Source organism: Paenibacillus sp. FSL M7-1414, from assembly GCF_038003195.1.
GTDB lineage: Bacteria > Bacillota > Bacilli > Paenibacillales > Paenibacillaceae > Paenibacillus > Paenibacillus amylolyticus.
Window position 1 is genome coordinate 1792544 of sequence record NZ_JBBOOS010000001.1, and the last position, 22148, is coordinate 1814691.

Genomic DNA, 22148 nt, shown 5'->3' on the forward strand with positions numbered 1-22148 from the left:
TAAAAAAATCTGGGGATAACAGCGATCGGAAAGTTATTCTGCCATCGGAGTGCCAGTGTAAATATTCATTAGTTGAACTATATATAGAGAGGGTGAACTTCATGAGGAATTGTGCGATATATAGCTCTCAGTTTGACCTGGATCAGCTGTTTGAATTGATTCAATCCATTTATCCTGAGGGTACGATTGAACGCCGGGAAGACAAGACCCATATTCAAGTGACTCAGAAAAAATGGCTCAGTAAGAAAACCAAAGGCTTTAATATCATGACCAGCCAGACACATCCTGAGGAATTTAAGACAATGATTCAGGGGATGCTTGGATTTTTGAGTCAGATTAAAGGGCGCAATGCTTCGCTACAGGAAAAGGTATTGATCAAATGTTCCACATTGAACATGGTGGTTGGTATTGAGACGGAAGAGGACATCTCGGAAGAATTCTTCGGCGAATTGTTGCGGTTGGCTGATGCGCTGGATGCTGTCATCTTCTGGGGAGGTGGATCTCTGCTGAACGCACAAGGTCAGCTATTGCTGGATGTGAATGGAGAATCTGAGGTAGAGGATTACACGGTGACAGCGCACCCCAGTTTCCTTGACGGTGACAGCCCCCAGTCGGAGTCTGGCATTCAACGTAAAGCGCGTTCAGAGCAACTGTTGACTGAACAAGGCATTCCGTATAATGCGCACTTGCCCGCAAGGGCCGGAGATGAGCACACCACGATTCGGAGTGAAGAGGAAGTTGCGCGCCGTGCGGTTGCCCTATGTCTTGCCGCGCTTAAGGGTGAGTGTCTGGGAGCCGGCGAAAGTGCGGATGATACCGCAGCACTGGTTCAGGAAGTGATCGACAAGTATGAGGCTGACTCCTTTTTCTCACCCGTAGAGAAGAGGTTTATCGACCAGTACGGAGCAGAGCAGCAGGAGATTATTTCCTTCTCCTGGGGATATGAAGCCTACCACGTAATGTTATGGGCGCTTGGTTATGTGAAGGAACTGGGTGCACCAACGGAGTTGTGTAACGTAGGGAAGGATGTCGGTTATTTGCAACAGAAGGATAGTTTTACCGACTTTCTCTCCGATGCATCTCTGCGTAACAAAAGCGAGATTCTGGATGAAGCAGATCTGATCTACCGTTATAACTGGGTGTGCGTGGATAGTCGTGTGAATGACAAAACACCTCCAGCTGGCCTGAATGGTGGAGTGGCTTATGAACGTCACCGTGCATTGAACTGGCTGATCTGTTATCTGGATCTGGCGTGGGATGATGTGCGTACAGATACGTAGAACGGGATGATGTGACGGCCTATTGTAAATAAACAATAAACATTACACAACATACAACAATACAAATACCCCTATAGCCGCACGAATACGGTTAAAGGGGTACTGGGTGTGCTGTTCTGTGTGGACATAAGCATTATTCCATATATGCTTAATATGTATATCCACACATATTCACCAACATGTATTATACTTTTACCCACTATGCCTGCCAAACTGTTCACGAATAATGACATCAGCAAGAATCAACTTTTTCTCGACGTTGCTCTCTGGATTCGCAATGCGCCATAACATCTGATCCACTGCACGCGCACCGAGTAACTCCTTGTTCACATTAACTGTAGCCAGTAATGGGATATTGTCGTATAGATTATCAAATCCCGTGACAACACACTGATCGGGTACACGAATACCCATACTCTCAAGGGCTTCTATGGTGTATAGCCCATAGAAATCATTCGCACATACAAACACTTCAGGCAGGTTATCCTCACTGATCACCGAAGTGAACGTCTGGCGGAACTCATCCAATGCCTGATTACTCAGCTCGGGAATCTGATGTATTTCCATCCCATGACCCATAAGCACAGAAGTGTATGCAATCCAGCGTTCATAGAAGCTATGAGCATCCCCGATATTGCCAACGAACTGGAATGTTTTGAAACCCTTGCGGAGCAAATAGAGCATGATCTCCCGCATGGATGCAAAGTTATCGGTGAATATGCTGTCACTGTGAAAAACAGGGTCCAGATGATCCACCATCACAACCGGAATACTGAGACGCTTGATTTCAAGCAGAATCGGGGTAGAGATAGAGCCAACGGTAATGATTCCTCGAATGGCATCCGGGTTGAGCAGGGTAAATAGCTGGTCTGCTGAGGGTTCCGTCAAGGTCAGAATATTAATCCCTTTTTGGTTCAGCTTGGAAGAGATCCCGTTAAAGACGGGGCCCCAGTATACGGAGTCTTGATTTTGGTACCGAACATTGGGGAACAAAATCAAAATCGTTCCGCTTGAACGTGTGTTCTTTGGTTCCTGAAGTTCATGGCTGTTATACAGTTCACCAGACAACATGCTGTTATCTTTGAAATATCCAAGTTTGCCAGCGGCCTTGAGAATGACATCCCTCGTTTGATCGCTAACTCCCGATTTTCCAGACAAAGCTCGTGACACCGCGAATTTCGACAAACCCGTAAAATGTGCAATCTCCTGAATTGTTACCTTTGTCTTCATCATACCATCCTTACACTCGTAGTTCTGCCGTATTCCTTATTTGGAGCGATATCCAACTGGTTCTAGTATAACATGATGTATTTCTCTTAATCTAATAACGGACAGAGAATTCAAAATGTTAGTGATGCACAGTATTTTAGGATGAACGTTCAACGTGACGGTAAGCATATTTTCAGATAGTATGACGAAATTTGTCTGCTTAATTATTATTTTGTTATTTTATAAAAATAACAAAATAAACAAAGTTAGAATCATGGTTTAATATGTTTGTACTTAGAGTCCAGGATATTGAATAAGCTGTGATACAGGCATATTACAGATTAATCAGCATTTTATCAGAGAAATTAGAAAATGTTAACAACAAAAATGTTGACGCTTACATTTTGCTGTGTTAAATTTTGTTTGTCAAAAGCAAACAAAGAAATAACAAATGGTGGTGGTTGTTTATTTTCGATTGGTTGATGAATGGGGTTAACGATTTAGGGTGAACCATGATTGGTATACACATTCGGGGAGGTTGTTAAAATCATGATGAGAAGATGGAATGTTCTACCTCTGATGTTATTGGCTGTGATGCTTCTTGTATCCGCTTGCAGTGGTGGGGGGACAGCACAGACGGGGACCGAAGCAGAGGGAACAACGAACTCAGGTAACAGCACCGAGGTCGCTGAGACAGAGAAAGAGGGCGAAGCGGAAGAAGCTGTGGTTAATGTGCCTGATCTGGGTGGGCGTGTCATCAAGGTCGCGGCCTGGTGGGACTTGAAACCGGCGGGAGAGACGGCCTCCGATAAGGCCAGACTTGATAAAATTGCAGAGGTCGAGAAGAAATACAACGTGAAACTGGAGTTTGTTAACGTACCTTTTGAAGAATACATGAACAAATTCACAACGTCTGCACTGGCTGGCGAACCGTTCGCCGACATCGTTCAGATGGAGTACAAATCCGCATTACCCGCCATCCTCAAAGGGCAACTATTACCCATCTCCGAATTCACTACACCTGAGAATAACATCAACCAAGAGGCTAACCTGATTGCAAAATTTCCTGCCATTGCAGGCAACGAATATGCCTTCGAATCTCCAACCAGCATCGGTCTGGGACTTCACTATAATCGTGACTTGTTCAAAAAACTGTCATTACCTGATCCGCAGGAACTGTATAACCAAGGTGAATGGAACTGGGATAAATTCTTGGAACTCGCCAAACAGGCAACCAAAGATACCAATAACGACGGCAAAACTGACGTATACGGATTTTCTGGCTGGGCGCTTGATGTCGTTCGTCATTTTACCGCAGCCAATGGTGGAACGATCGTGGATGATACCAATAGCAAAGAAGGATTGTCCGATCCGAAAACGATTGAAGCTGCCGAATTTGTCAAACGCCTGTATAACGTGGAAAATGTCGTGAAGGTCAAAACCGGCGACAAAACCAATTGGGAGGAAAGCAATACGTTCAAAGATGGAGATGTAGCTCTGTTCACCGCTGCTGAATGGCAGTTGGGCGATCTCACCTTTGCTGTTGGTGTTGTGCCGATTCCGAACGGGCCACAGGGTAGCAAAGAGGTAACGTATGCAAACAATGCAGCATCAGCGAAGTTCATTCCAAAAGGTGTGGAAGATCCAAAGATCGTCTACCAAATCTATGAAGAGACCTTCGACATCCCGCAGATTGAAGAGTATCCAGGTCAAGATTATCTGGAGAGTCGTTATACCGACGAGAAGGATATTGCGATCATTCGCGAGCACATCGCTGGAACCGGCCGCATCTTGCTGGATGATGCCTACACAGGATACCCTTTCGGGGATTATGTGAACGATATCATCAAAAACAATGCTTCCGTGACAGCAACAGCCGAGAAATACAAAGCACAGGCACAAGCTGCAATTGATAAACTCGGCAAACAATAACTACACTTATCACCAGCAAACGATTCAGGCAGGGGGGCTCGTGTCGGCAATGTTGCACGGAGCCCCTTTTCCTGAACCACCAAATCGGCATTGCTGGCATCAGCCTTGATGAGGAGGACTCGTAGGATGGCTGGAATTCTACAACGTAAGACATGGATATTGTCCACAGTAATCATCGTGGCGGCAGCCTGCATCATTCTATATGTAACTTCCGGCGCTGATGGAAAGAGTGCAAACATTCCACCTGGCAGTCTGCCTGCCATTGAAGTGGATGCAGTCTTGCAGCAGACCCGGCAGAAAAAGGGATACGAACAGTATCGATCCGGAACGGATCAGGCTACACAGCCGAATGTGGACATCACCATTGAAGCAGGAGATTACATAAAAGCCGAAGGTGAAGACGTCCGCAAACTGACTAATTATGAGGGAATGGATGGTGTATCTCTCCATACCGGAGAGACCGGACAAGTTGATTGGACCATTAACGTGCCGGAGACCGGGCTGTATAACCTGTCCGCTACCTATTATCCCGTTGAAGGCAAGAGTTCGGCCATTGAGCGTGCATTGTACATTGATGGTGAACTTCCTTTTGCGGAAGCCGCCTATTTGCAGTTTGACCGGGTATGGGCGAATGAGAAAGATGTCGTTGAACAGGATAACCAAGGCAATGACCTTCGCCCGAGACAAGTGGAGCAACCACGCTGGCTGGAAGAAACGTTTCAGGACTCCGACGGGTACGAACAGACTCCATTCAAGTTTTATTTGGAAAAAGGGGAACACACGCTAACGCTAAAATCATCGCGTGAACCCATGGTGATTCGGTCCATTCGTCTTTTCAATGAGAAGACAGCTGTTCCTTACACAGAGACTGCAGGGGCACAACAATCGGACTCCTCTGGGCAGCCGAAGGATGTACTGATTCGCATTGAAGGAGAAGCCGCGATTGCCAAATCTTCACCTACGTTATACCCGACCAGCGAAAGGTCAAGTTCTGCTGTATCTCCTTATAGCGCTTCCCAGGTACGCATCAATACGATTGGCGGCTTTAACTGGCGTCTGCCAGGACAATGGATTGAATGGGAAGTGGATGTGCCGGAAAGTGGACTGTATCATATCGGTTTTACCGCTCAGCAGAATTTTGTCAAAGGCATCTATTCTACACGCAAACTGACCATCGATGGTGAAGTTCCGTTTGCAGAGATGGCGAAAGCACCTTTCCGTTATCAAAGTGACTATCGTATTGACGTGATGGGCGGCAAGGAAGCATACAAGTTTCACATGGAAAAAGGAAAACATGTGCTGCGGCTGGAGAACAGCCTCGGGGACTTCGCACCGCTTATCCGCAATGTGGAGGACAGTCTGTACAACTTGAACTCCATGTACCGACGTATTCTGATGATTACAGGCACGAAGCCTGATGAATTTCGGGATTACCGGGTGGAAAAACAGATTCCGAACCTGCTGGAAGTATTCAGCGGAGAAAGTAAACGTCTCAAGGACGTGGCCGCACAGCTTCGTCTTCTGTCAGGACAGTCCAGCGATCAGGAAGCACTGATTAAGACGATGGCGCTGCAACTGGACGAGATGATTGACAAGCCAGATACCATTCCAAGACGGCTTGCGGCTTATAAAACCAATACAGGCGGTCTCGGCACATGGGTGCAGCAGGCACGAGAGCAGCCCCTTGAAATCGATGCACTGTACGTCACTTCGATTGACCGCGATATTCCTAGAACAGGTATAGGGCCACTTGCCAAGCTTGGTCATGAAGCGAAGATATTCTATCATTCGTTCTTCATTGATTATAACCAGATTGGTAATGTAGCTACATCTGAAGATCAGCGTACGGTAACCGTCTGGATTGGTAGCGGACGTGACCAGGCGAATACGATGAAAGCGATGATTGACAAGACCTTCACACCAGACAGTGGCATTAACGTCAATCTGAAGCTGGTGAATATGGGAACCTTGCTGCCAGCGACCTTGTCTGGTGAAGGACCGGATGTAGCGATGCAGATAGGTAATGATCTGCCGGTGAACTTTGCGATGCGGAACTCGGCTGTAGATCTGACGCAATTCAGTGATTATAGCACCGTGGAACGGGAGTTCAGGGAAAGTGCAATCGTGCCGTATGCCTATGATTCAGGCGTATATGCCCTGCCGGAAACACAAACCTTTAACATGCTGTTTTATCGTAAAGACGTGCTCGAAGAACTCGAACTTGAAGTGCCTCAGAACTGGGAGGATGTCGAAGCTCTGCTCGCGATTCTGAGCAAGAATCATATGGAATTTGGTATGCCGATTGTGACCCAGGCGAATATGCAAGGTGTCAATATTCCGCCGAACTCGCAGTATGCCACGATGCTGCTTCAGAACGGCGGTGCCTTCTATCGTAACGATGACAAGGAGTCGGATCTGGATTCAAGGATCGGAATTGAGACGTTCAAGCAGTGGACGGAGTTCTATACCGATTACAAGTTAGAGCGGGAATATGATTTTGCCAACCGTTTCCGGACAGGACAGATGCCTATCGGACTAACGGATTACACCATGTACAACCAATTGTCCGTATTTGCACCGGAGATTCGCGGACTATGGGGATTCGTTCCTGTCCCGGGAACTGTTCAGGCGGATGGAACCTTGAATCGGGACGTACCGGGTGGAGGCAGCGCAGTCATGATGCTGGAGGGTGCCAAGGATCAGGATGCGGCGTGGGAGTTCATGAAGTGGTGGACCAGTACACCGATTCAAGCTGAATTCGGGCGGGAGATGGAAGGGCTGATGGGTGCCGCTGCCCGTTATCCAACGGCCAACATCAAGGCACTGGATTCCCTGCCGTGGCCTGCGGAGGATTACGCCAATCTCAAGGCACAATTCGAAACGGTGAAGGGCATTCCTGAAGTACCCGGTGGTTATTTTACAGGCCGCCATCTATTCAATGCATTTTACAAAACCGTTGTTGGCCAAGTGGAAGCCAGGGAATCCATCATGGATTATACCCAATATATTCAGGACGAGATTCGCGTCAAACGTAATGAATTTGGTCTTCCGTAAGCAGAGGGAGGGTTAATCGTGCCACAAATATCACTCCGAGACGGACAAAACAGTCCTCCTGAGAAAGCGTCAAGGATGGGCATGAAATCGTGGTGGAGCTGGAAGCTCCAGGAAATCAAGGCCAGCAAACATTCCTATGTTCTGCTTGCACCTTATATGCTCCTGTTCCTCATGTTTACCGTGATTCCGGTTGTCATTTCGATCATACTCAGCTTCACCTACTTTAACATGCTGGAATTCCCGCGTTTTATTGGCTGGCAGAACTATACTCGTCTGTTTCTGGAGGATGATGTATTCCTGATTGCAATCAAGAATACGCTGTTGTTTGCCATCATTACCGGACCGATCAGTTATATTGCCTGTTTTGTCTTCGCATGGATCATTAATGAGTTAACACCGAAATGGAGAGCGTTCATGACGCTGATCTTCTACGCGCCCTCCATCTCGGGCAATGTGTATTTTATCTGGCTAATGATTTTCTCGGGAGATCGTTATGGTATTGCCAATGGGCTGTTGATCAAATGGGGTTTTCTGTTGGAGCCGATCCAATGGCTGAAGACGGAAGCCTACATTATGCCCATCCTCATTCTCGTGCAGCTATGGCTGAGTCTCGGAACCGGATTTCTGGCGTTTATCGCTGGTTTGCAGACGGTGGACCGGACATTGTACGAAGCGGGAGCGGTGGATGGGATCAAGAATCGCTGGCAGGAGCTGTGGTACATTACGTTGCCTTCGATGCGTCCACAGCTCATGTTCGGCGCAGTCATTCAGCTCACAACCTCGTTTGCCGTGGCCGATGTGTCGATCGCACTGGCCGGGTTCCCGAGTGTGAACTATGCGGCAGAGACGGTGGTAACCCATTTGATCGACTTTGGTACTACGCGGTTTGAGATGGGATACGCATCGGCAATTGCTACCGTACTGTTCATGATTATGGTGGGTACCAACTTGCTGGTCCAGAAACTGCTTCGAAGGGTGGGAGAATAGCTATGGCTGCAATTGCGACAGGCAAAAAGCGGGTAAATCGCTCGCTATCGGGAAGCCTCTCCCTGTTTGCCCTTCTGCTCGTATTTGGTGCCTTCATGGTGCTGCCGCTGATCTATGCAATCAACAATGCATTCAAACCATTGGATGAGATTTTCACTTTTCCACCAACGCTATTTGTCAAAAATCCGACGTTCAGCAACTTTACAGATCTGCTGAATCTGCTGAGTGACTCGTGGGTGCCTTTCTCACGTTATATATTCAACACGGTATTTATTACAGGCATCAGTATCGTAGGCCATGTACTACTAGCTTCCGCAGCGGCGTACCCACTTGCCAAACACAAGTTTCCGGGCAAAGTATTCATGTTCCAAGTGGTCGTACTGTCACTGATGTTCACACCTGCGGTAACGGCAATTCCGAACTATATGATCATGTCATGGCTCGGATGGATCGACACCTACTGGGCCGTCATTATTCCGGCATTTGCCTATTCACTCGGGTTGTATCTGATGAAACAGTTCATGGAGCAGATCCCGGATGCGCTGCTGGAAGCGGCCAAGATTGATGGTGCCAGTGAATACCGGATCTTCTGGTCCATTGTCATGCCCAATGTGAAACCAGCTTGGCTGACATTGATCATACTGCTGTTCCAGATGTTATGGGGCAGTGATGGCAATGGATACATCTATAGTGAACAGCTCAAGACCCTGCATTATGCAGCAGGGCAGATTATTCAGGGCGGAATATCCCGGGCAGGAGCGGGTGCTGCGGTAGCACTGATTTTGATGAGTGTGCCGATCACGCTATTTATTTTCTCTCAGAGCCGAATCATTGAGACGATGGCGAGCTCGGGCATGAAGGATTAAGGGGGAACGATATGGCACGCACAGTGAAAAGATGGCTTGTTCTCCTGGCGGCAGTATCTCTGCTGCTGGTGAATGCCGTGCCTGCGGCGGCCTCCCCGGCGCCGTATGAGAGTTATAACTACAACTACTGGAAAGAGGCTGTACCTTCACCGGATGCCTATCTGCCCGAGCGTACCATATCAGGTCGTGACCTCGGCATTAGTGAGTTCAAAGACCCTGGTGATGTGAATGTTTCACCTTCCGGGTTGATCTATATTTTGGATAGTGGCAACAGCCGGATTGTTGTATTGGACCCAGACTTTAAGCTGCTGCGCGTCATTGATGGATTCATGATGGATGGTAGCAAGGAGACCTTTAACCTTCCGGGCGGATTATTCGTGGATGAGCAAGAACGCATATACGTCGCCGATACGGGCAACGGTCGTGTGGTTGTCCTGGATGGAGAGGGGACGCTGATTCAAACCATCACGAAGCCCGAGTCGGATATCCTATCGACCCAATTCCAGTTTCAGCCCTTGAAGCTGACGGTTGACCATGTAGGCCGAGTGTACGTTGTGGCGCAAGGGGTCTACGAAGGTATCATGCAGTTTGACGAGAGTGGGAAATTTATCGGATATGTCGGTACCAACAAAGTGGAGCGGGACTACGGCGAATATATCTGGCGCATGTTATCAACCAAAGCCCAGCGCGCACAGATGGTTCTCTTTGTTCCAACGGAGTTCTCCAATGCGGATATTGACCACAAAGGATTTGTGTATGCAACGAATATTGATCCCGGCTCAAATGAACCGATCAAACGGCTGAATCCGTCTGGTGAAGATGTACTGAAGCGGTTTGGTTATTACGACGTCAAAGGTGATATCCGCTTCCGCAACAATCCGGGTCCATCCAAACTGATCGATGTGAAAGTGCTGGGCGACGGCATGTACAGTGTATTGGATGCGACACAGAACCGGGTGTTCACGTACGACGATGAAGGTCATCTGCTCTACATATACGGTGGCAAAGGAAATCAGGTGGGCACGCTCAAAACACCTGTCGCGATTGAACAATCAGGTGAGCATCACTTGGTTCTGGATCGGGGCAAGAACAACCTTGTTGTCTATGAGCCAACCCGTTTTGGTGCCCGTGTGAATGAAGCGGTGGCACTCCACTATCGGGGCGAGGACACGGAAGCCGTGAATATATGGCGAGAAGTGCTGAAGCTGAATGCCAACTATGACATCGCCTATATTGGTATCGGCAAGTCCTTATTAATGGAGAAGAAAAACGAGGAAGCGCTAGGTTACTTTGAACTTGGGATGGATCGCAAGAGTTATTCTGTGGCGTTCAAGAGGCATCGGCGGGAGATGATGAAGGAACATTTTGGTACATTCCTGACCGCTGTAATCGCGCTGATTGTCATTCTGATCCTGACCCGGGTGACGGTTAAATGGAGACGGAGGAGGCAGGTTGATCGTGAAGCAGGATTTCATTAAGTTTCCGCTGCATCTCATTTTTCACCCCATTGATGCATTCTGGGACCTCAAGTCGGATAACCGGGGACGGCTGTTTGTTGCTTTTGCAGCATTGGCGCTTACCATTGTTATGATGATTTTGCAAAAGCAGTACGCAGGATTTCTCGTCAATTACATCGATCCTCGTACGATTAACAGCATCATCGAAATCGCCACGGTTGCAGTACCTTTCTTTCTATGGTGCATGGCCAACTGGGCGGTAACAACTTTGATGGAAGGGGAAGGCAAGTTCAAGGAAATCGTTCTGGCGACAGGTTACTCGCTCATTCCGGTTATTCTGATCTATGCCCCAATGATCGTGATCAGCCGTTTTATGGTGCAGGAGGAGACTGCTTTTTATTATCTGTTCAATAGTATTGCGTTTTTCTGGTTTGTACTGCTTCTGTTCATTGGCATGATGACGGTACACCAGTACACGGTGATTAGAACAATCATTACGATGGTGCTGACGCTCATTGTGATGGGCATTATCGTATTCCTTGGCGCACTGGTCTTCAGCATGCTGCAACAGCTGTATGAATTCGGTTATAACATTTACCGCGAGTTGATTTTTCGGACCTAAAGGAGGCGGCATCCGTGAACAAAAGGCAACGATTATATACGGTGCTGGCTGGTGGTGCAGCTGTAATCATGATTGCAGCCGGGCTGCTGTATATAAACAACAGGGGGATTCCTGCCGTAGAAGCCGCGGCTTATCTGGATACGACAACCAAAGCCATGCCCGTCACGGAGGACCCGTTGCAGTTCCTTAGCGACTCCTCGCAGGGTGTGCCTGGTATGCAACTGGTCGCTGAAGATCAGAGACTCGCCCTGTACTATAACGAGGAGACAACGGAAATTGCAGTACGTGACGGGAAAAGTGGAGAGATCTGGTACAGCAACCCGAAAGAACGGGCTGAGGACGGTCTTGCTTCCGCATATGAAAAAGAGGTGCTGTCCTCCCAGTTGAATGTGTCTTTCCGGGATGCGATGGGCACACTGGAGAACTTTCCGAATTTCAGTTCCAGTATCAGCAACAAACAATTCACTGTGGGGCAGATCGATCAAGGGATACGGGTCAACTATACACTTGGTGATACATCACTTGGTATTGATGCCCTTCCGAAACTGATTAGCAAGCAGCGACTGGAGGAGAAGGTTCTTTCCAAGCTGGACGCTACTGTCGCAAGATACACGTCTGCCCGTTATTATCCAACCAAGAATAATCCAGATATTTTGGAACGGCTCGATGGACAGATCTCGAAGCAGCTTGTGCTGAACAAGATGCTGGGTGCTTTTGAGACGGCGGGGTATACGGCGGACGATCTCGCTTTTGACAATCAGGAGAACGGGGTTGAAGGCGGGGGCGTATCCGATAAGCCCGGCTTTGTCATTTCAGTGGAATACCGACTGGAGCAGGGAGCACTTGTTGTGACCGTGCCTCTGAGCCAGATAGAGGAAAGTGGGCAATACCGCATTCGGAATATTGATTTGCTCGCTTATTTTGGTGCTGCGGATACGAAAGGAGGGGGCTACATGCTCGTTCCTGATGGTTCCGGCAGCCTGATCCACCTGAACAATGGGAAAACCCAGGAAGAACAGTATGTACAGCGCGTATACGGCGCAGACCCAAATGATAATTCGCTCAGTCGTCCTCAGGTTAGTGAATCCGCGTATATGCCTGTGTTTGGTCTGAAAAACGGGGAGAATGCCTGGTTTGCAGTCATTGAAAAAGGGGACGGCATTGCCAGTATCTCTGCGGATATTGGAGGCAGGCAGAACAGTTACAACCACGTGCATGCGACCTTCTCCCTGCGCGGGGAGGATGAGCTGGAGATGTACACCTCGCAGAAAATGCAGGAGATCCAGCTGCTTAGCGAAGAGCCTTACCGTGGAGATATTCAGGTCCGTTATCATTTCCTTCATGGAGAAGATGCCAGTTACTCGGGTATGGCCCGCCTGTATCAGCAGCAGTTGATCGAGCAGGATGTATTGAAGCCGCTCGCAGAACAGACGGAGTTGCCGTTTTATGTGGATGTGCTTGGTGCAGTGGACAAAAAGGCTTCGTTCCTGAGTGTACCCTATCGGACCACTTTAGCTATGACGACGTACGAACAGGCTACCGAAATGGCGGCGAAATTACAGCAGGATGGTGTGAACCGCGTACAAATGCGGTATCAGGGATGGTTCGGCGGTGGCATCAGTCATCATACGCCAACCCAGGTGAAGTTGGACAGTGAAGTGGGCAGTCGTTCCGAACTGCAGGCGTTGTCCACCAAGCTGGAGCAGTCGGGTGGAGCTCTGTTCCCGGATGTGGCTTTCCAGCACATTTATCACGATGATATGCGCTTTGCTCCTTCCTCGGATGCAGCGCGGTTTGTAACAAAGGAGACAGCAGAATTGTATCCGTACAATCCTGCACTTAATCGCATGGATCAGAGTAGGGACAGCTATTATTTGCTCTCAGCGGCCAAGCTTCCTTATGTAGTGAGTGAGTTTGCTGACAAATTCAATAAATTGGATCTCGGCGGATTATCCCTTCGTGATCTCGGGCAGGTCCTGACTTCCGATTATCGGGATAGTCGGGTGATTCATCGGGAGACGGCGAAGAACATTGTGAAGGAGCAGCTGGGCAAGCTGGAACAGTCCTATCCGAACCTGATGATATCTGCTGCAAATAGCTACGCTTGGGGAAGTGCGCAACATGTTGTAAATGTACCCGCAGGATCAAGTCGCTTCAATATTACCGATGAAGAAGTTCCTTTTTATGCGATGGTCATTCATGGATACATGAACTATGCGGCATCTCCGATGAATACGTCGGGGGATCAGGATCTCCGCAAACAGTTGCTACGCAGTCTGGAACTCGGGGCAGCTCCGTATTTTCAATGGACCTATGAACCATCATCCGGGCTAAAGCTGACGAATTATGATTCGGCCTACGCAACGGAGTATGCATATTGGGTGGATGATGCCGTTGCCTTGTATAAGCAGGCCAATGAAGTGCTGGGAAATCTGGCGAATGAGCAGATTTTCAAGCATGAACGCATTCAGGATGGCGTTGTCCGGATCACCTATACTGGGGGGACATCCATCCTTGTGAATTACAATGCGGATGCAGTAACCGTGGATGGAACAACGGTTGGCGGGACGGACTATGTGGTGGGAGGAGTGAACCGATGAGAACCATTCGATTATCGCTGAAGTCACGGAGAGCGCTGCTTGGACTTGCATTTATTTCCCCGTGGCTACTCGGTTTCATCTTCCTCTTTGCCACGCCGCTCCTGCAATCGATTCGATTCAGTCTGAGTAATCTGTCCGTTGCTCCGGGCGGGTACGTTCTGGAATACGTTGGATTTAAAAACTTCAAGGATGCGCTTCTGGTTGACGCGACGTTCAACCGGATTCTGGTCGACTCGGTTGGAGCGATGCTACTGAATGTGCCGATGATTTTGTTCTTCAGTCTGTTTACGGCCACACTGCTTAACCAGAAGTTCAGAGGCAGAACGATGGCACGTGCAATCTTTTTCCTGCCGGTTATTCTGGCTTCGAGTGCAGTCGCAGCAGCTGAGTCTGCGGGATTAATCAATCTGATGGGGGATGCGAGTGCGGTGGATGCATCAGCCGATGGCGGTGCTTCGTTCAACGTGGTATCCATTGTGCGGATGCTGGCGGATGTGGGATTACCGATGGCCTATGTGGATTACATTGTAGAAGCCATCATGCGGATCTATGAGATTATTAGCAGCTCAGGCGTTCAGATTTTGATCTTCCTCGCTGCACTGCAATCGGTACCGGGATCGATGTATGAGGTTGCGAAGATCGAAGGGGCGACAGCTTATGAATCATTCTGGAAAATTACATTTCCCATGGTCAGTCCGTTGATCCTGACAAATGTCATCTATACGATCATTGATTCATTTGCCGGGAGTCCAGTCACACAGGCCATCTACCAAACCGCATTCAAAACCCAGAACTTTGGCTTAAGCTCGGCGATGTCCTGGCTGTACACACTGGTGATTGGTCTTGTATTGATCGTAGTGGGCTGGGTATTGTCACGGCGGGTTCACTACAACTGACGGTTAACATTAAGGGAGGCTTCAGATTATGGCTGCATCAGGGACAGATCGCATGGTGGTAGTTCCGAAGCAGAATTATCACATGCATCGGGTGCGAAACAAAACATCGGACCTTCTCTATTCCATATTCAGATATGCACTGGTCATCGGCATTTCATTTATTATTTTGTACCCGTTATTTCTCAAAGTGTCAGTTGCGTTTAAGGATAAACAGGATATCTACAATCCAACGATCTATATGATTCCCCAGCACTTTACATTGGATAATATCCGGCTAGCGGCGCAAGTGATGGATTACCTGCCTCTGCTGGCGAACACGTTATTGTTTGTTACCATCACAACGCTTCTGACAGCGATATCCTGTGCACTTGCCGGATATGGCTTCGCCCGGTTTTCGTTTCCGGGTAGTAATGTACTCTTCATCCTTGTGATTCTGACGATTCTGGTGCCGACAAGCACACTTATGGTGCCAATGTATCTGCATTTCCGCAGCTTTGACTTTATGGGCATCATCCAGTTGTTCTCTGGGAAAAATGGTATCAATCTGCTGAATACGTATTGGCCTTCCATGATCACGGCTGCTACAGCGGGAGGGCTGAAGGCGGGGCTGTTCATCTATATTTTCCGTCAGTTCTTCAAGGGCATGCCAAAGGAAATCGAGGAGGCTGCATTGATTGACGGCGCAGGTGGATTCAAAACGTTTGCTCGAATCATGCTGCCCAATGCAATCTCGCCGCTGATTACGGTCATTTTGTTCTCGTTTGTATGGCAGTATAACGATACCTTTTATTCGGCATTATTCATGAGTGAAAGTCCACTGATCTCGCTGAAAGTGGCTTCCTTACCTGCTCAGGCGAACCAGTTGATTCCGCAGCTGATGGGCTTTGGCTCGAACTCGGGCATCAAGGCCGATCCAAACTATGTGGCGATGATTGTGGATACAGGCATTTTGCTGGCTATTGCACCCCTGATTATTTTGTATCTGTTTGTGCAACGTTATTTCGTGGAGAGTATTGAACGTTCTGGTGTAGTGGGTTAACATGGTAAATCCAATTGGAGGTGTAGAGATGACAGTGCGTGAGATCAGCAGAGTTCCGGTGAATAAAGCAGCGACTCCCGAAGCAAAAGAACTGATGGCGTTCCTGGTAGAGCGTTATCAAAAAGGGATGTTGTCAGGCCAGCAGGATTATAGCAATCTAAACTGGATTAATGAAAACACAGGCCGCAAACCAGCTGTGATTGGCTTTGATCTCATGGAATATTCGCCATCAAGAACAGAGCGCGGCGCGGTCTCCCAGGAGATCCGGGATGCGATTGCATGGCACCGACAAGGTGGCATTGTGACGCTGTGCTGGCACTGGAATGCACCGACGGATCTGATCGATGAACCAGGTAAAGAGTGGTGGCGGGGGTTTTACACGGATGCGACCACCTATGATCTTGCCTCCGCGCTGGCTGATACTGAATCGGATGCATATCAGTTATTGATTCGGGATATCGATGCGATTGCATTTCACTTGCAAGAGTTGAAGGATGCTGGTGTGCCTGTATTATTCCGACCACTTCATGAAGCGGAGGGTGGCTGGTTTTGGTGGGGAGCGAAAGGCCCCGAACCTGCCAAACAGTTATATCGTTTGTTGTATGATCGATTGGTTCAAGAACATCAGCTGCACAATCTCATCTGGGTCTGGAACTCGGAAAAACCGGAATGGTATCCGGGTGATGATGTCGTGGATATTGTCAGTGTGGATGTATACCCTGAAGCAGGAGATCACAGCCCGCTGGCGGCACGTTACACCAACCTGCGAGAGCTTGTGAAGGATAGTAAAATCATTGCACTGGCCGAGAACGGCTCCATCCCTGACCCTAAGCAGATGAAGGAACAGGATGTATACTGGAGTTGGTTCTGTACCTGGACAGGTGGATTCCTGAGAGATGGGACGCATAATGAACTAACGTTTTTGAAGGAATTGTACCATAGCAAAGAGGTCATTACGCTCGATCAGTTACCGAAGTGGAGTTGGTTATAAGAATCCCACGTCCAACTTGAATTGGAATCAATGAAGCGTTAGTATTCGCTGTAAGAATTCATGCGAATACTAACGCTTCATTTGTTGGCAGCGCACATTTGTTAATGGAACCCCTCTTCCGAGAAACATCGGAATCCGGTTGCACAAAAATCTAGTTTGACGGGTGTAACATAGCTATGATATTGGTATGTAAAGTCACGCTGGAAGTGAATAAAATATACGATTGATTCACTGTGCGGATCAGAATCCTCTCGCTTGTGCCATTGACTGGACCAATCCGAATGGCGGATGGTTCGCTACCACCGTATGTATCATCCAGGGTGACCGATGTGATATGTGTGATGGGAATTTCAATTTTGGAAAACTGCCACCGGATGACCAGTTGATCTTCTACTTTTTTCACGTTAACACCAAACATAGGATGACCTCCTGTTGTAATTCATATTATTGAAGTAATCTCGTATGTCCAGTTTATCATATTTTGGATAAAATTACCTTATTAATAATAAAGAGTGACGATCTCTATCAACTGATATCAGGGATGGGAACTTGATGTAAAACATACAGGATTAACCATGATATATATCGAATACAAATAGAGAATTAGAGAACTTATACTCCAACACAAAGGGTGTGCCACATGACGAATCTATTCGAACATTGTTCAGGTCAAACATTATCTGCCAACCTGAGATGGCTGAACGAGCCAGCAGATTGGTCCATTGAAGACGGCAAAGTAACGATAACCGTTTCGCCAATCAGTGACTTTTTCATTGATCCGGGAGGTGAGCCGGTGAAAGCTTCAGCTCCATTTTTACATACGATAGTCAAGGGAGATTTCAGCATCACGACTCAAGTACAGGTGGACATGAAAGAACAGTATGATTCGGGCTGCCTGATGGTGAGGGTGGACGATACGAATTGGGCTAAAGTCTGCTTTGAGTATTTTGAAGAACAGCCATCTATTCTTAGTGTTGTTACTCGTGGTAATTCGGATGATTGTGTATCAGCACCTGTAGAGGTTAACAAGCCTTATTTACGCGTAGCCCGGGCAGGCAACAGCTTTGCTTTCCATTATTCTCAAGATGGAGAGAAGTGGAAGCTGGTTCGTTATTTCGGACTCGACTGCCCGGAAGAGATCAAAGTTGGCATTGTGGCCCAATCCCCCATTGGGCAAGGGACAACGGTTACTTTTACAGACGTACAGCTTCAACATGGAGTGACCGGAAGTGTTCGCCGGGTAATATAACAGCGATCAGAAGGTTTTTCTGTCATTTATTTCACCCGAATTAACAATCCAAACAGGCCGAGTATAGCAAAAGCCAGAAATGCCGTTGTATTAGAAAACACTTCGATCGTATAACCTGCCATGGATGAGCCAAGGAATTGCCCAACACCCAGAGCGAGAAAGGCAAGGCTAATTCCGATGGACACATTTGGACTGAATAGTCTCGTGGCCCAAACGATAAATACACTGGTCAGGAAAATATACGTGCTGCCAAATATGATCGCAGAGATGAGACTGGCAGTCATTGATGGCAGAAGGATAACCCCGAGCGAAATAGCCAATAAAAGTATGCCTATTCGGTAGGACCACCCAATCTCGAACCGTTCAATAATGCGACCAGCGCATCCACCGAGTATCCCCATAACCCCCATCACAATCCAGAACAACACGGCTTCCGAATCGGAGGCCCCTTTCTCGTCTGTGAGGAAGTTCCGGGCAAAGGTCCAGTAGATTGCAGAACTGAAACCTGTCAGCAGACAAGCCATGAGCAGAGCAGATCCTGGTCTGGTAGGTTTCATACATGTCCAGAGAGATTTGGTACAAGGCAGTGTCTTGGTTGCCGGAATAACACGTCTGTTCCACAAAAGAACCACAACACCGATTACAGCAAACAGGATGTAGGTTAGACGCCAGTAATCCGTGAACAGCCAGTAGAGTGGACCTGATATTACAATTCCGAAGCTGGTCCCTGTGTTAATCCAGCTGTTGCCTCTTGCTTGTAGCTCGGGAGCAAGCTCGGCATTAACCGTGTTACCGAGGGCTGGAGAGGCCCAGCCTGTACTCAAACCTGCTAGAAATATACTAAATGTAAGAACCCATGCATTCTGAGCCAAGGCGATGCCGGTTAATCCGAGCACTGCGCTGATCCCTGCCAATTGAATGACATAATGATGTCCCTTGCGATTAATCAACAATGGTGCAGTTAGAAGGGACAGACAGTAGGCAATATACGTTCCTGAGTTAATCGCGCCAGAGGCTGCATCATTCAATTGTAAGGCTTCCGAAATTTCCGGCATAAACAATCCATAACTGAATCGCCCGAATGCATAACATACAGCGATAAGTGCAATGCCTGGAAAGATAATTTTTTTCATTAAATCCACCGCCTTTTAGATAGAACGATCATTATATTTCTTATTAAATAAAAAAGTGAGTTGAAATATTAACTCACCCGGAATAGCTTTATTTGAAACTGGTCTGCGTCATATGGATCAGTTCAAGGCAGACGTCATATACATTTTCTGTCTCAGCAAGTGCCGTGGAACCCTCCAGCAGCAGGGAGAATCGCAATAGATCTCGATCACTTGCAACAGGCGCCAATGTTTGGATTAAAGTTCGCATATGTCTTTTATGTGCATTTACTGTCTGCACGATGATATGATCTGCATGACCTCCGAATTCTTCTTTGGCGCGTAGAAATAAGCAACCTCTTGATTCGTGTTCCTTCAACCAGGTTGCATGTCCTTCAGCCAGATTGAGGAACATAGGTTGTGCTTTATTGTCTGCATATTGCCTGAGCTGTTCTAAATAACGCTGTTCGCGTCGCAAGAGTACCTGGACAATGAGATCATCCTTGGACTCAAAGTGATTGTATAGCGTCATAATCGCAATCCCGGCATCCGTGATAATCCGCTTCAAGCCGATGGAATGGAAGCCGTGGAGGTAGAATAATTCTTCAGCCACGTTCAAAAGCATTTCTTTTTTGCTGCTCATATTCAATGATACTCTCCCTTCAAAATAAGATAGAACGATCATTATACTTGTAGGCTATAATAATTCGTTGACATTGTCAAATTTTGTGACTCCCCTTGTCTTTGGTTAGTTCAAAGCCTGGGCAGGGCGTTATATGAACAACGTCGTTGCACATTAACCGGACATATGAGAGCACAACATGACAGGTTTTTGGGTGGTTTATCCGTTATATTAGACATCAAGGAGTGATTATTACATGAACTGGATCAACGCATTACAGGTCGCTATTCAATATATGGAAGACCACTTGCTCGAAAATATGACGATGGAGCAGATTGCAGCGCAGGCCCATATCTCTCCTTTTCATTTTCAACGTACCTTTGCCTTATTAACTGATGTTACTGTAGCCGAGTACATAAAACGCAGACGATTGACACTGGCGGCACATGAGCTGCTTCAAACTGATCACAAAATCATTGATCTGGCATTTAAATACGGTTACGACACACCGGAATCTTTCTCCAAAGCATTTCGTAGACAACATGGGATCGCACCCAGTGAGGCTCGAAAGAATAGTAACGCTGTCCAATCGTATAATCGTCTGGTGATTCAAGTGAGTCTAAAAGGAGCAGAACCGATGAAATATAAAATTGTTGAACATCCCGAATTTACGTTGGTTGGAGTAGAGGAAACTTTCTCATATGCAGATCAAGAACATCTGCAAGGAATCGGGAAGATGTGGCAGGAAGCGTGGACAAGCGGTACAGAGGATCGTTTATTTGAACTGAACAACGGGGATATACCAGGGTTACTTGGCGTCGTTGTGGATCAGAGCGAAATTCAGGAGAAACAGATGCAATACTGGATTGCTACGACTTACGATGGTGAAGTACCGGAAGGATTATCAAGCTTCATCATGCCTGCTTCCAAATGGAGTGTATTTGAGGTAGAAGGCCCGATGCCGGAGAGTATGCAGCTTCTGTGGAAACGGATTATTTCGGAATGGTTTCCATCCAATCCTTATGAGCACGCATATATGCCGGAGCTGGAAGTATACCCAGGCCCCAATCAACCGCCACAAATCTGGATACCGATTAAATAAATTTTAACCGTTTCAAACTCGATCATTGTCGCCCATAAACATTCGGATAACCGAAGCTGTTTATGGGTTATTTGGTTGTGATTAATCAGAGATTTGAAGTTGTACAGAGGATGTTCAAGCGTTGTTCATTTTATTGCGGATAGGTAAACATGATATATTGGAACGAAGGTTAACAGCAATAAGAGGACAACGAGGTAAACCGCAGGAGGCAGATATGTTATATGAGAACCCATTCATTCAGACGATCATCAAACACAAGCATTTAATGCATGACCTGCGGAGAGTTCGTAGTCTCCATTTGCCTCAAAGTTACATAGGTGCAGGATATATTCGTAATTATTGAATAATAAGTGATTTGCGGAATAACGGGTACAAGAAGGAGTGTCTACGGATTTGATAAAAAAGTTCTTACACAAAAATGGACTGATCATTGATCTTGTCCTGTTGGCATGTTTTGTGGCATTTCTGGCCTTCTGGGGCCAAAGGTTTGCAGTCATGTTTTTTGGCATGATCACGGTGGCTTTTATCGTGCTAAGACGGATCGACTATCAGAAGCATGTTATTCTGAAACGGATTATCCTTACAGGATTTGGTGTGGTTGCCGTCTCTTTTGTCATTATTGAAGCCCTTGTATTCACACAGCTTGGTGCGAATGATCCGGAAGAAGCGGACTATGTCATTATTCTGGGTTCAGGCATCCGTGGAACGGAATTGTCATTGACCCTGAAACAAAGGTTGGATGCCAGTCTGGACTATATTCGCAGCCACCCTCAGACACCGGTCATTGTATCGGGTGGGCAGGGACCTGGAGAATCCATTCCTGAAGCGCTCGCCATGAAAAACTATCTGATTGAACAGGGGATTAACTCCGCCCAAGTGATTATGGAAGATCGCTCCACAAGTACACAGGAGAATTTGGCCTTTTCCAAAAAAATCATTCTTGAATCCGGGTTAGAGCACCCTGAGATCATGATTGTCACCAGTGACTATCATATGTTCCGTTCCAAATACATCGCTGCCAAGAACGGTTATGCAGCAGAATACGGCATATCGGCTCCGTCACCGGGTTATCTGAAACCCGTCAATATGATCCGTGAATATTTTGCTACGATCAAAACATTTATCTAATGCAC

Annotated in this window: 18 protein-coding genes; 14 read left to right on the top strand and 4 right to left on the bottom strand. The window is 47.3% G+C overall.

What is annotated here, in order from left to right; all coding sequences use genetic code 11:
• Positions 1-101 precede the first annotated feature (101 nt).
• Positions 102-1280: a DUF4272 domain-containing protein gene (locus MHH92_RS08240; protein ID WP_340903112.1), complete on the top strand. Its 1179-nt coding sequence runs from the start codon at positions 102-104 to the stop codon at positions 1278-1280.
• Positions 1281-1472: 192 nt separating this feature from the next.
• On the opposite strand, the gene MHH92_RS08245 is transcribed toward MHH92_RS08240, so the two are convergent.
• Positions 1473-2513: a LacI family DNA-binding transcriptional regulator gene (locus tag MHH92_RS08245; protein WP_235193769.1), complete on the bottom strand. Its 1041-nt coding sequence runs from the start codon at positions 2511-2513 to the stop codon at positions 1473-1475.
• 525 nt (positions 2514-3038) lie between these two features.
• Between MHH92_RS08245 and MHH92_RS08250 the strand changes: the two genes are divergently transcribed.
• The 10 genes from MHH92_RS08250 (at position 3039) to MHH92_RS08295 (ending at position 16933) form a co-directional block, all read left to right on the top strand.
• Positions 3039-4421, top strand: coding sequence for an ABC transporter substrate-binding protein (locus MHH92_RS08250; RefSeq protein ID WP_445744664.1), 1383 nt, complete (start codon positions 3039-3041; stop codon positions 4419-4421).
• A 126-nt stretch (positions 4422-4547) separates the two neighbouring features.
• On the top strand, positions 4548-7475 hold the full coding sequence (locus MHH92_RS08255; protein WP_340903114.1) for an extracellular solute-binding protein: 2928 nt from the start codon (positions 4548-4550) through the stop codon (positions 7473-7475).
• A gap of 75 nt (positions 7476-7550) precedes the next feature.
• Positions 7551-8462, top strand: a complete 912-nt coding sequence (locus MHH92_RS08260) for a carbohydrate ABC transporter permease (RefSeq protein ID WP_340907646.1) — start codon at positions 7551-7553, stop codon at positions 8460-8462.
• A gap of 2 nt (positions 8463-8464) precedes the next feature.
• On the top strand, positions 8465-9328 hold the full coding sequence (locus tag MHH92_RS08265; RefSeq protein WP_340903117.1) for a carbohydrate ABC transporter permease: 864 nt from the start codon (positions 8465-8467) through the stop codon (positions 9326-9328).
• An 11-nt stretch (positions 9329-9339) separates the two neighbouring features.
• Positions 9340-10806 carry an NHL repeat-containing protein gene (locus MHH92_RS08270; RefSeq protein WP_340903120.1) on the top strand — a complete coding sequence of 489 codons (1467 nt, stop codon included), beginning with the start codon at positions 9340-9342 and terminating at the stop codon, positions 10804-10806.
• On the top strand, positions 10787-11407 hold the full coding sequence (locus MHH92_RS08275; RefSeq protein ID WP_076209262.1) for a YIP1 family protein: 621 nt from the start codon (positions 10787-10789) through the stop codon (positions 11405-11407). The genes MHH92_RS08270 and MHH92_RS08275 overlap by 20 nt, the downstream gene beginning before the upstream one ends.
• A 14-nt stretch (positions 11408-11421) precedes the next feature.
• On the top strand, positions 11422-14007 hold the full coding sequence (locus tag MHH92_RS08280) for a DUF5696 domain-containing protein (RefSeq protein WP_340903124.1): 2586 nt from the start codon (positions 11422-11424) through the stop codon (positions 14005-14007).
• Entirely contained in the window at positions 14004-14903 is a 900-nt protein-coding gene (locus MHH92_RS08285) for a carbohydrate ABC transporter permease (RefSeq protein WP_047842215.1), read from the top strand. Before MHH92_RS08280 ends, MHH92_RS08285 begins: the two co-directional genes overlap by 4 nt.
• Positions 14904-14931: 28 nt before the next feature.
• A complete protein-coding gene (locus tag MHH92_RS08290) occupies positions 14932-15942 on the top strand; it encodes a carbohydrate ABC transporter permease (RefSeq protein WP_081745928.1) in 1011 nt (336 codons plus the stop codon).
• A gap of 28 nt (positions 15943-15970) precedes the next feature.
• Positions 15971-16933 (top strand): glycosyl hydrolase, encoded by a 963-nt coding sequence (locus tag MHH92_RS08295; RefSeq protein ID WP_340903126.1) that lies wholly within the window; start codon positions 15971-15973, stop codon positions 16931-16933.
• A gap of 151 nt (positions 16934-17084) precedes the next feature.
• Here MHH92_RS08295 and MHH92_RS08300 read toward each other — a convergent pair whose 3' ends face one another.
• Entirely contained in the window at positions 17085-17351 is a 267-nt protein-coding gene (locus MHH92_RS08300; RefSeq protein ID WP_339188725.1) for a SunI/YnzG family protein, read from the bottom strand.
• Positions 17352-17573: 222 nt separating this feature from the next.
• Between MHH92_RS08300 and MHH92_RS08305 the strand changes: the two genes are divergently transcribed.
• A complete protein-coding gene (locus MHH92_RS08305; protein ID WP_340903128.1) occupies positions 17574-18182 on the top strand; it encodes a DUF1349 domain-containing protein in 609 nt (202 codons plus the stop codon).
• A gap of 26 nt (positions 18183-18208) precedes the next feature.
• On the opposite strand, the gene MHH92_RS08310 is transcribed toward MHH92_RS08305, so the two are convergent.
• Together MHH92_RS08310 and MHH92_RS08315 are read right to left on the bottom strand one after the other, a co-directional pair.
• A complete protein-coding gene (locus MHH92_RS08310; protein ID WP_282318826.1) occupies positions 18209-19315 on the bottom strand; it encodes an MFS transporter in 1107 nt (368 codons plus the stop codon).
• Between the two features lie 88 nt (positions 19316-19403).
• Positions 19404-19934, bottom strand: coding sequence for a TetR/AcrR family transcriptional regulator (locus MHH92_RS08315; RefSeq protein WP_340903130.1), 531 nt, complete (start codon positions 19932-19934; stop codon positions 19404-19406).
• A gap of 235 nt (positions 19935-20169) precedes the next feature.
• Here MHH92_RS08315 and MHH92_RS08320 point away from each other — a divergent pair, with 235 nt between their 5' ends.
• Positions 20170-21015, top strand: coding sequence for an AraC family transcriptional regulator (locus MHH92_RS08320; RefSeq protein ID WP_340903131.1), 846 nt, complete (start codon positions 20170-20172; stop codon positions 21013-21015).
• A 393-nt stretch (positions 21016-21408) separates the two neighbouring features.
• Positions 21409-22143, top strand: coding sequence for a YdcF family protein (locus MHH92_RS08325; protein ID WP_340903132.1), 735 nt, complete (start codon positions 21409-21411; stop codon positions 22141-22143).
• Positions 22144-22148 lie beyond the last annotated feature (5 nt).